The organism is Pseudochelatococcus sp., assembly GCF_050946405.1.
In the GTDB taxonomy this organism is placed as follows: domain Bacteria; phylum Pseudomonadota; class Alphaproteobacteria; order Rhizobiales; family Beijerinckiaceae; genus Pseudochelatococcus.
Genome location: NZ_JBMNUS010000007.1, coordinates 141,191 through 154,086 on the forward strand (window position 1 = coordinate 141,191; position 12,896 = coordinate 154,086).

The 12,896-nt window shown below is 69.4% G+C and carries 11 protein-coding genes; 7 read left to right on the forward strand and 4 right to left on the reverse strand.

The window, feature by feature from the left end:
* Positions 1-9: 9 nt before the first annotated feature.
* From ACOYJQ_RS12000 to ACOYJQ_RS12015, 4 genes are all read right to left on the reverse strand, one after another.
* Positions 10-840, reverse strand: a complete 831-nt coding sequence (locus tag ACOYJQ_RS12000; protein ID WP_433458704.1) for an SDR family NAD(P)-dependent oxidoreductase — start codon at positions 838-840, stop codon at positions 10-12.
* A 15-nt stretch (positions 841-855) separates the two neighbouring features.
* Positions 856-1,278 (reverse strand): MaoC family dehydratase, encoded by a 423-nt coding sequence (locus ACOYJQ_RS12005; RefSeq protein ID WP_433458706.1) that lies wholly within the window; start codon positions 1,276-1,278, stop codon positions 856-858.
* 132 nt (positions 1,279-1,410) lie between these two features.
* Entirely contained in the window at positions 1,411-1,872 is a 462-nt protein-coding gene (locus tag ACOYJQ_RS12010; protein ID WP_433458708.1) for a MaoC family dehydratase N-terminal domain-containing protein, read from the reverse strand.
* A 7-nt stretch (positions 1,873-1,879) separates the two neighbouring features.
* Complete coding sequence (locus ACOYJQ_RS12015) at positions 1,880-3,064, reverse strand: lipid-transfer protein (RefSeq protein ID WP_433458709.1); 1,185 nt, start codon at positions 3,062-3,064, stop codon at positions 1,880-1,882.
* A gap of 193 nt (positions 3,065-3,257) precedes the next feature.
* Between ACOYJQ_RS12015 and ACOYJQ_RS12020 the strand changes: the two genes are divergently transcribed.
* The 7 genes from ACOYJQ_RS12020 (at position 3,258) to ACOYJQ_RS12050 (ending at position 12,871) form a co-directional block, all read left to right on the forward strand.
* A complete protein-coding gene (locus ACOYJQ_RS12020; RefSeq protein ID WP_433458710.1) occupies positions 3,258-4,373 on the forward strand; it encodes an AraC family transcriptional regulator ligand-binding domain-containing protein in 1,116 nt (371 codons plus the stop codon).
* 445 nt (positions 4,374-4,818) lie between these two features.
* Complete coding sequence (locus ACOYJQ_RS12025) at positions 4,819-6,150, forward strand: LLM class flavin-dependent oxidoreductase (protein ID WP_433458712.1); 1,332 nt, start codon at positions 4,819-4,821, stop codon at positions 6,148-6,150.
* 32 nt (positions 6,151-6,182) lie between these two features.
* Positions 6,183-7,760, forward strand: coding sequence for an ABC transporter substrate-binding protein (locus ACOYJQ_RS12030; protein ID WP_433458714.1), 1,578 nt, complete (start codon positions 6,183-6,185; stop codon positions 7,758-7,760).
* Between the two features lie 60 nt (positions 7,761-7,820).
* On the forward strand, positions 7,821-8,774 hold the full coding sequence (locus tag ACOYJQ_RS12035) for an ABC transporter permease (protein ID WP_433458716.1): 954 nt from the start codon (positions 7,821-7,823) through the stop codon (positions 8,772-8,774).
* A 13-nt stretch (positions 8,775-8,787) separates the two neighbouring features.
* Positions 8,788-9,645, forward strand: coding sequence for an ABC transporter permease (locus ACOYJQ_RS12040; protein WP_433458718.1), 858 nt, complete (start codon positions 8,788-8,790; stop codon positions 9,643-9,645).
* On the forward strand, positions 9,642-11,555 hold the full coding sequence (locus tag ACOYJQ_RS12045) for a dipeptide ABC transporter ATP-binding protein (protein ID WP_433458720.1): 1,914 nt from the start codon (positions 9,642-9,644) through the stop codon (positions 11,553-11,555). The genes ACOYJQ_RS12040 and ACOYJQ_RS12045 overlap by 4 nt, the downstream gene beginning before the upstream one ends.
* The gene (locus tag ACOYJQ_RS12050) at positions 11,552-12,871 is read left to right on the forward strand and encodes an NtaA/DmoA family FMN-dependent monooxygenase (RefSeq protein ID WP_433458721.1); all 1,320 of its coding nucleotides are present in this window, start codon (positions 11,552-11,554) and stop codon (positions 12,869-12,871) included. The genes ACOYJQ_RS12045 and ACOYJQ_RS12050 overlap by 4 nt, the downstream gene beginning before the upstream one ends.
* The last annotated feature ends 25 nt before the right edge of the window (positions 12,872-12,896 follow it).

Consider the following 12,896-nt stretch of genomic DNA (forward strand, 5'->3'; position numbering starts at 1 on the left):
TCCCTCCGCTCAGATGCCGGTGAGCCCGCCGGAGCACAGCAGCGTCTCGCCGCTGACGTAATCCGACTCCGGGATGCAGAAGAGATAGACCGCGCCCGCCGCCTCCTCCGGCGTGCCGCCGCGGCCGAGCGGGATGGTGCGCTCCATCGCCGCCAGCAGATCGGGATTGACGCCCACCTTGATGTCGCGGCCGTCGATGCGCTCGGTGCCCTGATCGGCGGCGTTGCCGGTGAGGCGGGTCCTGATCAGGCCATAGGCGACACAGTTGACGGTGACGCCGAGCCGCCCCCATTCCTTCGCCAGCGTTTTCGTGACGCCGGTGACGCCCGCCTTGGCGGCCGAATAGTTGACCTGCCCGGCGTTGCCGAACAGGCCGGCGACGGAGGAGATGTTGACGACCTTGCGCACGACGCGCCGGCCCGCTTCGGTTTCCGCCTTCGCAAGGGCGCGGATCACCGGCTGGGCGGCGCGCAGAATGCGGAACGGCGCCGTCAGGTGGCAGTCGATCATGGCGTACCACTGTTCGTCGCTCATCTTCTGGATGACGTTGTCCCAGGTGTAGCCGGCGTTGTTCACGATGATGTCGAGCCCGCCCCAGGTTTGCGTCGCGGTGCCGACGAAGCGCTCGGCGAAGTCGGGCGCGGTGACGCTGCCGGGGCAGGCCACCGCCTCGCCGCCGGCCTCGCGGATGGCGGCGACCGTTTCGCCGGCGGGCTCCGCATCGAGATCGTTGACGACGATGCGCGCGCCCTCGGAGGCGAGCTTGAGCGCGATGGCGCGGCCGATGCCGCGCCCCGATCCGCTGACGAGCGCAACCTTGCCCTCAAGTTTCCGTGTCATGGGATGTTCTCCGTGTCAGTTGCCGAGCGCGATCAGGGCGTCGCCGACGATCTTGGTCTGTCCGTACTGGTTGGCGCTCGCCACCTCGATGCGCACGCAGCGTTCGCCCGCGTGCTCCAGCTTCTCCACGACGCGGCCTGTGCAGCGGATGGCGTTGCCGAGATGGGTGATGGCCTGAAAGCGCACGTCGAGCCGCCGCAGCCGGGATTGCGGCACCCAGCCGGTGAGCAGCCGGCCGATCCACGCCATGCCGAGCATGCCGTGGGCGAAGACGTCCGGCATGCCGGCATGGCGGGCGAAGTCGATGTCGATGTGCACGGCGTTGTGGTCGCCGGAGGCGCCGGCGAAAAGCGCCAGCGTCTTGCGGTCCACCGGCGGCAGATCGAGCGCGGGAAGCGCATCGCCCACCTGCACGGCGTCGAAATCGGGTATGGTCATGAGATGATCCTGTCAGGTTCGGAGGATTTCCGTCTTTGACGGAAACGCTCCAGCACTTGCCTGCGGCAGAAAAACTTCGCTTTTTCAACGCTCAAACGCCGCGCGGGCTCAAGAGCCTTTCGGCTTCCCGATTCAATCGAAATGAGAAAAACTCTGATGGCGCACGACGAGAACCGAGCGCAGATCGGCCACCGGCGCGCCGCTTGCGTCGACGACCCACGACTGCTTGACGACGAACTCCAGCGCGCCGTTCTTCTTCGCGTAGATGTCGGCGATGCGCGAATGCACGGTCACGGTCTCGCCCGCGCAGACCGGCCTGCGCCATGTGAAGCCCTGTTCGCCGTGGAGGAGCCTGGCGAGCGGAATGCCGAGCTGCGCCAGCAGGGCGTCGATCGCGCCGGAATCGAGTTCCGCCGCGAAGATGAAGGTCGGCGGGGCCGGCAGGTCCGGGTAGCCGGCGGCGCGGGCGGCGTCGAGGTCGGTGTATATCGCGTCGGTCTCGCCGATCGCCCTGGCGAAGAAGCGTATGCGCGTGCGCTCGATCGGCAGCACGGAGGGCGGCAGTTCATGGCCGATCCATCTGGTATCCGTCATGGCGGCCTCACACCCGCTCGTAGAGCGTCACGACGCAGGCGCCGCCGAGGCCGACATTGTGCTGGAGCGCGAGGCGCGCGCCTTCCACCTGCCGGCCGCCGGCCGCGCCGCGCAACTGCTGCACCAGTTCGGCGCATTGGGCGAGGCCGGTCGCGCCGAGCGGGTGGCCCTTGGAAAGCAGGCCGCCCGACGGGTTGGTGACGACGCGCCCGCCATGGGTGTTGTCGCCGTCCTCGACGAACTTCTCCGCCTCGCCTTCGGGGCAGAGCCCGAGCGCCTCGTAGCTGATGAGTTCGTTCTGGGCGAAGCAATCGTGCAGCTCGACCACCGTTATGTCGCGCGCATCGACGCCCGACGCCTCGTAGACCTTGCGCGCCGCCGCCTTCGCCATGCCGTAGCCGACGACTTCACGCATGTCGCGCGCCTCGAAGGTCTGCGGCCTGTCCGTCTCCATCGCCTGCGCGCGGATGCGCACCTGCGGCGCGAGGGCGAGACGGCGCGCGGCATCGGCGGAACAGAGGATGGCGGCCGCGGCCCCGCAGGTGGGCGGGCAGGCCATCAGCCGCGTCAGCACGCCTGGCCAGATGGCGGGCGAGGCCATCACCTCTTCCGCCGTCACGACGGTGCGGAACAGCGCGAGCGGGTTGCTCGCGGCGTGACGGCTGGCCTTGGCGCGAATCCTGGCGAAAGTTTCGAGGCGCGTGCCGTATTGCTGCATGTGGGCGAGCCCGGCGCCGCCGAAATAGCGCAGCGCGAGCGGAATTTCGCCATGCCCCACCAGTTCGTCGGTCACGGCGTCGAAACGGTCGAAGGGCGACGGCCGGTCGGTGTAGACGTTGCCGATCGCGCCGGGGCTCATGTGCTCGAAGCCAAGCGCCAGCGCCACATCCGCCGCACCGCTCGCCACCGCCTGCCGCGCGAGGAACAGCGCCGTCGATCCGGTGGAGCAATTGTTGTTGACGTTCACGATGGGGATGCCCGTCATCCCGACCTCGTAAAGCGCCCGCTGCCCGGCGGTCGAGTCGCCGTAGACGTAGCCCGCGTAGGCCTGCCGCACCGCGTCGTAACCGATGCCGGCATCGGCGAGCGCGAGCCTGAGCGCCCCGGCGGCCATCTGCGGATAGGGCGCGTTGGCCCCCGGTTTGGTGAACGGGATCATGCCGACTCCCGCTACGTAAACGTCTTGCGACATCCTCCAACTCCTGTTTCAATCGCGCATGCGGGGAGGATGCGGCGGTTCGGCGCCGGAACGGGCTGCCGTGCGGCGGCTGCCGCCGCTGCACGATCATGGCCTCTTCTCCGGCGGGAACCGCATTTCCTCCCTCCGCAGGCTCGGGGTGCTGCGGTTATCGGCCGATAGTGACGGATGACGAGGGGGGCGGCGATTGCCAGTCAGGTCGATCGGATTGCAAAAAGCGTCACGTCGGAAGCCCGCCCGCCCGCGCTGTCGCGCCATCGTGCATCCGCCGGTGACGGTGCCGATGCCGGCCGTGGCGGGCCTGCTGTCCGGCGTCGCGGCGCGCCCCGACAGCGCCTGGCTCGCGGCAGCCATCGACGAAACCGGCATTTCGCCCGATCTGCTCGGGCAAAGAGGCGCGCGCGTCACCGGCGAGCAATATGTGAAACTGTTCACCCTGCTGATGGACCGGCTCGACGACGAGTGCCTCGGCCTGCTCTCGCGCCCCATGCGCCGGGGCGGCTTCGCCCTCGTCGCCCGCGCCACCCCGGCCGCGCCGTCGCTTGCGGTGGCCCTTCGCCGCATCGGCGGCGGTTTCGGGCTGCTCATCGACGACGTGACTTTCACCGTGGCGCGCGAGAACGCCCTCACGGGCCTCGTGCTGACGCCGCGCAACGGCGTGCCGCGGCCGCGCAACTTCTTCTTCGAGCTGCTGCTGCGGGTATGCTGGCGCCTGCTCGCGTGGCTGAGAGGCGCGCGCCTTCCCGCAAGCCGTTTCGATTTCTGCTTTTCCCGGCCGGACTACGCCGATATCTACGACGACATCTACCGGGCGCCGCTGCATTTCGACCGCCCGGCCGCCGCCGTCTGGTTCGATGACGCGGCGCTCCTCGGGCCGGTGCGGCGGGACGCGGACGATCTGGAAGCGTTTCTCGCCGCTTCTCCCGCCAATGTGGTGCTGCCGTGGCTGGGCGAGCGGACGGCGGGCGCGCAGGTGCACGCCCTGCTGCAACGGACATGCCCCGCCTGGCCGGACCTGCCGACGACCGCGCGCAGCCTCAACATGTCGGTCAGCACCCTTCAGCGGCGGCTCGGCGCGGAGGGAAAATCGTTCCGGATGCTCAAGGACCAGTTGCGCCGCGACATCGCCATCATGCGGCTCGTCACCGGCACGGAGACGCTCGCGGAACTGGCGGCTGAACTGGGGTTCGCCGATTGCGCGGCGTTCCAGCGCGCCTTCAAGACCTGGACCGGCAGCGCGCCCGGCGCCTACCGCCGGATGCTCGCGACGGAAGCGTCCCCCGCCTTCGCCGCCCGGCGGTGACGGCGGCTCCCGACCGACCAGCCCCCGGAAACGGACCAACGCTTGCGGCGCCCGAGCAAAGCCCGCACGCGGGCAACCGCGACACTTTCCCGTCATCGCCGTCATCCCGACGCCCGGATTCCATCTGCCGACGCCCGGATTCCATCTGCCGACGCCCGGATTCCATCCGCCGGCGGCCGGAGCAAAATGACGTTGTGAGGTTGTGTAATTTTATCTATAGACGTAATTGAGAGATATCGTTATCAAACCGCCTTCACGGCGCGGGCGGCAGGAAGCCGTCAGGCGGCCGGAGCCTTGTCACCATGACCGAACAGCGGCGCCTCTCCGGGCTCGGGGAAGCCGTGCGAGACATCGACCCCGTGCGCGAACACGTCCGAAAGCCAGCCCGACCAACGCAAGCCGGACAACCGCCGGGCGATAGGCGATGCGCGCCCAAGGAGAACGCATGAATTCTGACAGCCCCCTCCAGCTCCGCCTCGGGCTTGCGCTTGACGGCTCGGGTTTCGTGCCGCGCGCCTGGCTGAACAGCGGAATACGGCAGAACCTCAACGACATCGCCCATATCGGCGAGCAGGCGGGCGCGGCGGCGCGCGGCCTGTTCGATCTGGTCATCCTGTCCGACGGCGGCGGAGCGCGCCTGCCGTCGGGCGACGGCCAGAGGCTCGATCCGGTCATGACGGCCGCGGCGCTGGCGTCGGTGCGGGAAGGGATCGGCTTCGTCGCGCAGGTGTCGCCGCATCACAACGCGCCCTACACCGCGGCCCGGATGCTGGCCTCGATCGACCACATCAGCGGCGGGCGCGGCGGCTGGCTTCTCAACCACCGGGAAGCGGACTACGTGGCGGGACGTTTCGGCGCGGATCTTCGCGCCGATCCCGCCACGGAGGCGGCCCGGACGGCCGAATTCATCGCCGCGCTGGAAGCCCTGCTGGATAGCTGGGAGGACGACGCCTTCATCCGCGACAAGGAAAGCGGCATCTTCTTCGACCGGAGCAAGGTGCATTTCGTCGATTTCGAAGGCCGGTATTTCCGCACGAAGGGGCCGCTGGATATCGCACGCCCCATCCAGGGACGGCTGCCCCTCTTCATCGACGGCGACGACCCCGCCGACGGCGCGTTGATCGCGGCGCACGCCGATGTGGTGCTGCATGCGCCGCGCGACATCGCCGGAGCGCGGGCGTTCCGGCTCGCGGCGCGGCAGGCTTTCGCGGAAGCCGGCCATGACGCGGATACCCGCCGCACGCTGTCGCGCGTCTCGGTGCTGACCGGCCGCGACGCAACGGAGGTCGCCGCGCTGCGGGACGCGGCGGCGGCCATTGTCGATCCTCATGCGGTCATCGCCTCGATCGCGCCCCTTCTGGGCGAGGAACCGGGACAGGATCTGGACCGGCCGATCCCGCCCCTCGCTCCGATCGCCGGCGACGCGGGCGAGGACCGGCGGGCGCTGGCGGAACGGATCGCGCAGGCGCGGCAGGCCGGGCACAGTCTCGCCCGCCTGGCGTCGGATCTCGTCGCCGGCGAGACGGCGGGCCGGGTGACGCTGGCCGGCCCGGCGGCGGAAATCGCCGCCGAGATTGAAGATTGGGTTCGCAGCGGCGCGAGCGACGGCTTCGTCCTCGCCCTGCCCGCCCTGCCCGCGGCGCTGGAAGCTTTCGTCACCCATCTGGTGCCCGCGTTGCAGCGGCGCGGAATCTACCGGACCGCCCGTCAGGGCCGCACCCTGCGCGAGCAACTCGGCCTGCCCCGCTCCGCCAGCCGTTTCGCCGCGAGCGCCTGAACCGCCCCTTCCGCCCTCTCCCGGAGAAAACCATGCTGATCCTGCCTCCCCCCTTCCTGCCCGGCCTGAGCCGCCGCAGGTTCCTGTCCGGCGCAGCCGCGCTCGGCGCCGCCGCCACGCTCGGCGCGACCACCATGACCTTCGGTCCGCGCCCGGCGCGGGCGCAGACGCCCGTCCGGGGCGGCAAGCTGACCATTGCCTATACGGCCCCCGTCGATACCATCGACCCGCGCATTTCCTATGTGGTGGCGGCGCAGCAGGTCACGGGCGCGGTGTTCGAGAACCTCGTGTTCGACAACAACGGCGTGCTGGAGCCCCGGCTGGCGACGAGCTGGCGCTCCGAAAACAATCTTCAGGAATGGGTCTTCGAACTGCGCGAGGGCGTGCGGTTTCATGACGGCGCCGAATTCACCTCGAAGGATGTGGTCGAGACGCTGAACCTCGCGTTCGACAAGGAACGCGGCCGGCTGTACTACAACGTCCTCGGCCCCCTGAAGAGCGTGGCGGCCGAAGGCCCGCACCGGGTGCGGCTCACCTTCAGCCAGCCTTTCGCCGATGCGCCCTACGCGGTGGCGCTGCGCTTCGCGCGGATATTGCCCGCGCACAGGATCGCGACGATCGTCGAGCATCCCGTCGGCACCGGGCCGTTCCGGCTGAAGACGTTCGAGCCGGGCAACTCCGCCACCATCGTCCGCAACCCGGATTACTGGAACGAGGGCAAGCCCTATCTGGACGAGATCACCATCGTCGGCATCGCGGATTCGATCACGCAGCAGGCGGCGATCCGCTCCGGGGCGGTGGACGTGCTGAACACCGTGCAGACCGAGACCTTCCTGAGCCTGCGCAACGCGCCGGGCCTCGTCGGTGTCTCCGAAGCGGGCGCGAAGTACCACGTCCTGATCACGCAGATCAACCAGCCGCCGTTCGACAACCCGAAGGTGCGCGAGGCGTTCCGCTACATCATCAACCGCAAGGCGCTGATCGGATCGGCGCTGCTGGGGCAGGGCGCGGTCGCGGGCGATTTCCCCTTCCCCTACGATCACCCCAACACGCCCGCCGATCTGCCCCGCCACGAGCAGGATCTGCCGAAGGCGCGCCGCCTGCTCGACGAGGCCGGCGTGGGACGGCTCGATCTCGACATGTGGACCATGTCGGAGCGTCCGCCGTCGCCGAAGATCGCGCTGGCGCTGAAGGAAGCGGCGGCGCGCATCAACGTCAACGTCAACGTCAGCGACGTGCCCTATACGGAATACGCCGCCAACGTGGTGCGCAAGAAGCCGCTCTACACCACCGGCACCTGGACGGTGAACCAGAACCTGTTCGAAAGCCTGTACAAGTCCTTCCACAGCAAGGGCACGACGAACTATTCCGCCACCGAGATAAGCCCCGGCGCGGACGCCGCCATCGAGGAAATCCTGGCGACGCCCGCCGGGCCGAAGCGGCTGGAGCTGATCCACGGCCTCGCGCACAAGATCGCGATCTACAGCGAACGGACCATCCCCTATTACATGAACACCTCCGTCGTCCTGTCCGAGCGCGTGCGCGACTTCCCCTTCCCGCGCTACGATCTGATCGATCTCGCGGGCATCTGGGTCGCCCCGAAAGCCTGAGCATGCCGGGGGCGGGCCGACCGCCCCCGATCCGAACGATCAACGCCCGCAGAACCGTCCATGATCCTGATCGCCACAATCGTCCGCCGCATCGTCCTGATGATCGCAACATTGATCGCGGTGGCGGTTCTGACCTTCTTCATCGTCAACGTCCTGCCGGGCGATGTCGCCTACGCCGTGCTCGGGGATCAGGCCCTGCCCTCGCAGATCGAGGCGCTCCAGCGCGAGCTGGGGCTGCACCTGCCGCTTCACGAGCGTTTCGCCGCCTGGTTCGGCAATCTGCTGCGGGGCGATTTCGGCACCTCCCTCGCCTACAACCGGCCCGTCGCGCCGATGCTGCTCGACCGGCTGGGCAATTCGGCCGTGCTGGCGCTGGTCAGCCTGTCGATCATCATTCCGTTCGCCATGATGCTGGGGATCGCCGCCGCGGTGTTTCGAAACTCCCTGCTGGACCGCGCCATCACGACGGCGACGACCTTTCTGTTCGCGGTGCCGGAATACGTCCTCGCCCTGATGGCGATCCTGATCTTCAGCATCTGGCTGCCGTGGTTTCCAGGCGCCGCGATGATCGAGCCGGGCGCGGACATCCTGGCGCGCTGGCCGGTCCTGATCCTGCCGGTCGGGGTCATCGTGCTGGGCAGCAGCGCCTATCTGGCGCAGATCACCCGCGCCAGCATGATCGCCACGCTGAACGCGCCCTACATCCGCACCGCGCGCCTCAAGGGCATGGGGCCGCTCACCGTCATCTTCCGCCACGCGCTGCCCAACGCCCTGCTGCCGACGCTCGTCGAGATCGGGCTCTATTTCGGGGCCTTGCTCGGCGGGCTCGTGATCATCGAGACGATCTTCGTCTACGCCGGGATCGGCCAGCTCATGGTGCTGTCGGTGCAGACCCGCGACGTGCCGGTGTTGCAGGCGTCCGTGCTGGTCATCGCCACGGCCTATTGCATCGGCAGCCTGATCGCGGACGTCCTGAGCCTTCTGGTCAACCCGCGCCTGCGGGCGCCGCATTGAAACGGAGGTTGCCATGACGAGCGCCCTTGTTCCGGGTTCACGCGGCCGCAGCCCGCGCCTTGGCCCGCGCCTTGGCTGGCCCGCCGCGTCCTTCATCGCCTTTCTCGTGCTGATCACGCTGGCCGGCCCGTGGCTCGCGCCCTTCTCGCCCACGGCGTTCAACCCGGAAGCGAGCCTCGTGCCGCCATCCTGGCCCTATGTCTTCGGCACCGACGAATTCGGCCGCGACGTGTTCAGCCGCATTCTGGCCGGCGCGCAGCCCACGCTCGCCCCCGCCTTCGTGGCGGCGGCGCTGGGCATCGTGGCCGGCGCGGCGACGGGGCTGCTGTGCGGGTTTCTGGGCGGGCGCGTCGACGAGGCGGTGATGCGGACGATGGATGTCCTGCTGTCCTTTCCGGCGCTGATCCTGGGGCTGCTGATCGTCACCATGCTCGGCGGCAGCACGGTCAACCTGGTGCTCGCCATCGCGGTGATCTTCTGGCCGCGCTCGGCCCGGCTGGTGCGCGGGGCGGCGCTCGATCTCGGGCGGCGGGAGTTCATCGACGCCTGCCGGGCGCGCGGCGAATCCACGTTCTTCATCCTGTTCCGCGAGATGCTTCCCAACATGGCCGGGATCGTGATCGTCGACTTCGCGCTGCGCATCTCGGCGGCGATCCTGCTGACGGCCTCGCTCGCCTATCTGGGCATCGGCGCGCAGCCGCCGACGCCCGCCTGGGGGCTGATGGTGAAGGAGGGGCAGCAGTTCATCCAGTTCGCGCCATGGCTGACGGTCGCGCCCTGCCTGACGGTCGCCGCGATCTCCACCGGCGCGGTGGCGGTGGGCGAGGCGCTGCGCCGGCGCTTCTCGATCGCGGAAAGGATCGCCCGATGAACGGAGACCGCGCGGAAACCCCGACGCTGCGCATCCGCGACCTTTCCATCAGCTACGGCGATCCGGCGCGGCCGCTGCGCGCGGTGCGCAACGTCAGCCTCGATATCGCGCCCGGCGAGGCTTACGGCCTGATCGGCGAATCCGGCTCGGGCAAGAGCACCCTCGCCTTCGCCGTGATGGGGCACGTCGCCAACGGGCGGATCGACGGCGGCGGGATCCTCTTTCAGGGCCGCGACCTGGGCGCGCTCACCCCGCGCGAATGGCGGGAGCTGCGCGGCAACCGCATCGCCATGGTCTATCAGGACCCGATGAACGCGCTCAATCCGGCGATCCGCCTGGGCGAGCAGGTCGCGGAAACCCTGCGCCGCCACAAGGGTCTGTCGCGGACGGAAGCCTGGGCGCAGGCGGTCGACCTGTTCGCGCAGGTGCATCTGCCCGATCCGGCAAGCATCGCGCGGCGCTACCCGCACCAGATCTCGGGCGGGCAACAGCAGCGCGTGGTCATCGCCATGGCGATCGCCTGCAAGGCGCAACTGCTGATCATGGACGAGCCGACGACCGGCCTCGACGTGACGACGGAAGCCCGCATTCTCGAACTGATCGGCGATTTGCGCCGCAGGCTCGGCATGTCGATCCTGTTCATCAGCCACAACCTGCGCGTGGTCGGGCGGGTCTGCGACCGCGTGGGCATTCTCTACGCCGGCGAGCTCATCGAGGAAGGGCCCGTGGCGGCCGTGCTGGAGCGCCCCGGCCATCCCTACGCCATCGGGCTGCGCGCGGCCCTGCCCGAGATATCCGGCCCGCTCGCGCGGCGTCTGGCGTCGATTCCGGGGCGTCTGCCCGATCTGCGCGACGTGCCCGAAGGCTGCATCTTCGCCGCGCGCTGCCATCTGGCCGAAGACCGCTGCCTGAGCGACGCGCCGCCCGTCCGGCGCAAGACGCCGCTGCATTTCAGCCGCTGCATCCATCTCCATCCCCCGCAGCCGGCGTTCGCCCCGGCCGGCAGGGACCCGCGGACGGCGGAAGACGGCCGGGCGACGGCGAAAACGCCGCTGCTGGCGACGGAGGGGCTCGGTTTCTCCTATCGCCGCGCCGGCGCCATTCCCTTCCTGCGCAGGCCGGATGTCGCGCCCGCCGTCGACGACGTATCGCTGGAGCTGCTGCCGAACCGGACGCTGGGGATCGTGGGAGAGAGCGGCTCCGGCAAGTCGACGCTCGCCCGCTGCGTCGCGGGGCTGCTGGCGCCGACGGCGGGCGACATCCGCTTTCACGGCGAGACGCTCGAACGGATCGCCCGCCGCCGGCGCCCGCAAGACCGGCGCGGTATCCAGATCGTGTTCCAGAACCCCGAAAGCGCGCTGAACCCGTCGCTGACCGTGGGCGATATCGTCTCGCGCCCGCTGCGCCTTTACCGGATCGTGCCGGGCGAGCGCATCCGGCGGCGCACCGTCGAGCTGCTGGAAATGGTCAATCTGGGTGAGCGATACTGGGAACGCTTCCCGCACGAGCTTTCCGGCGGCGAGAAGCAGCGCGTCAACATCGCCCGCGCGCTCGGGGCCGAGCCGGATATCGTGATCTGCGACGAGCCCACGTCGGCGCTGGACATTTCGGTGCAGGCGTCGGTGCTCAACACGCTGGCCGACCTGCGCGACAGCCGGGCGATGGCGTATCTGTTCATCACCCACGATCTCGGAGTCGTGCGCTACATCTCGGATACGGTCGCCGTGATGTCGCGGGGCAAGGTCGTCGAAGCCGGGCCGACGCGCGACATCTTCGAGCGCCCCGGCCACGCCTATACCCGGCAACTGCTCGCGGCGCTCGGACCGGACCTGACCGCCGGAGCGCCTTCCCGCGCCTCCGGCTCCCCGCACGAAACTCCCCTGGCCGAAATCGCAAGGACCCTGCCATGAGCCGCCAGCGAAAAATCCAGCTCAGCCTGTCGATCGGCAATTTCGGCTATCATCCCGCCTGCTGGCGGCTGCCGGAGGTGCCCTCGGACGGCGCCATGAACTTCGGCGCGCTGCTGTCGCTGGCGCGGCTGGCCGAGGAAGCCTTCGTGGATTTCATCTTTCTGGCCGATGTCGCCGCCATCCGCAACTTCACCGATCCGCGCGTGCTGCGCGAACGCGAGCAACAGAGCGCGCGGCTGGAGCCCTATACGCTGCTCGCGGGGCTGGCGGCGAACACCGGTCGCATCGGGCTCGTCGGCACCGCCTCGACCACGTTTCAGGACCCGTGGACCCTGGCGCGGCGGCTCGCCGCCCTCGATGCCATCAGCGGCGGCCGGGCGGGCTGGAACATGGTCACGAGCACCCATGTGAACGAGGCGCAGAACTACGGCCTCGACAGGCCGCTCGATTCGGACGCCCGGCATGCGCGGGCGCACGAGTTCGCCGCCGTGCTGAAGGGGCTGCTGCGGGCGCGGCCGGACGGGAATTTCACCCATCACGGCACGCATTTCCGCGTCGATGGCGGCCTCGACGCGCCGCCCACGCCTCAGCCCGTCGTGCCGATCGCCACCGCCGGCGCGTCGGGGAACGCGCAGGAACTCGCCGCCGCCCACGCCGATATCGTCTATTCCTCGCAATCCGATCTCGACGCGGCGCGGCGCTACGCGGCGGCGGTACGCGCGCGTCTGGCCGCCCACGGCCGCGCGCCCGGCGGCATCCGCATCTTTCAGGGCATCCTGTCGCTCGTCGGCGGCACCCGGCAGGAGGCGCGCGACAAATACGAGCGCCTGCGGGCGCTCCTGTCGCCCGAGGTCGGGCTGGGGCTGCTGATCTCGAACGGTTTTCCCGATCTGCGCGGCTATCCGTTGGATGAGCCCGTGCCCGATCTCAGCGATGTGCCCGAAGCGGTTTCCGGCAGCAAGGCGCTGCTGGTCCGCGATCTCTCCGACTTTGCCCGGCGCGAAAACCTGACGCTGCGCCAGTTGAGCCAGATCATCTTCGGCGGCGGCCTGTGGCAGACGCCCGTCATCGGCACCGCCGCCGACATCGCCGACGAGATGGAGGAATGGTTCACCACGGGCGCGGCGGACGGGTTCAACATTCAATCGGCATGGCAGCCGGGCTGCACGGTGGACTTCGTCAGCCGGGTGATGCCCGAACTGCGCCGGCGCGGCCTTCTCGCCGAGGGCTACGGCCCCGGCACGCTGCGCGAGCGGCTGGGCCTCGAAACGCCCGGCGCCGCGCCGGCGCGCGAGCGCGCCGCCCTTCACGCATGAAGCATGTCCTTGTCAGAAAGTGCCA

Bases quoted from the DNA above. Each gene is read 5' to 3' on its own strand.
- ACOYJQ_RS12000 (WP_433458704.1), bottom strand. From the start codon at position 840: ATGACACGGAAACTTGAGGGCAAGGTTGCGCTCGTCAGCGGATCGGGG.
- ACOYJQ_RS12005 (WP_433458706.1), bottom strand. From the start codon at position 1,278: ATGACCATACCCGATTTCGACGCCGTGCAGGTGGGCGATGCGCTTCCC.
- ACOYJQ_RS12010 (WP_433458708.1), bottom strand. From the start codon at position 1,872: ATGACGGATACCAGATGGATCGGCCATGAACTGCCGCCCTCCGTGCTG.
- ACOYJQ_RS12015 (WP_433458709.1), bottom strand. From the start codon at position 3,064: ATGTCGCAAGACGTTTACGTAGCGGGAGTCGGCATGATCCCGTTCACC.
- ACOYJQ_RS12025 (WP_433458712.1), top strand. From the start codon at position 4,819: ATGAATTCTGACAGCCCCCTCCAGCTCCGCCTCGGGCTTGCGCTTGAC.
- ACOYJQ_RS12030 (WP_433458714.1), top strand. From the start codon at position 6,183: ATGCTGATCCTGCCTCCCCCCTTCCTGCCCGGCCTGAGCCGCCGCAGG.
- ACOYJQ_RS12035 (WP_433458716.1), top strand. From the start codon at position 7,821: ATGATCCTGATCGCCACAATCGTCCGCCGCATCGTCCTGATGATCGCA.
- ACOYJQ_RS12040 (WP_433458718.1), top strand. From the start codon at position 8,788: ATGACGAGCGCCCTTGTTCCGGGTTCACGCGGCCGCAGCCCGCGCCTT.
- ACOYJQ_RS12045 (WP_433458720.1), top strand. From the start codon at position 9,642: ATGAACGGAGACCGCGCGGAAACCCCGACGCTGCGCATCCGCGACCTT.
- ACOYJQ_RS12050 (WP_433458721.1), top strand. From the start codon at position 11,552: ATGAGCCGCCAGCGAAAAATCCAGCTCAGCCTGTCGATCGGCAATTTC.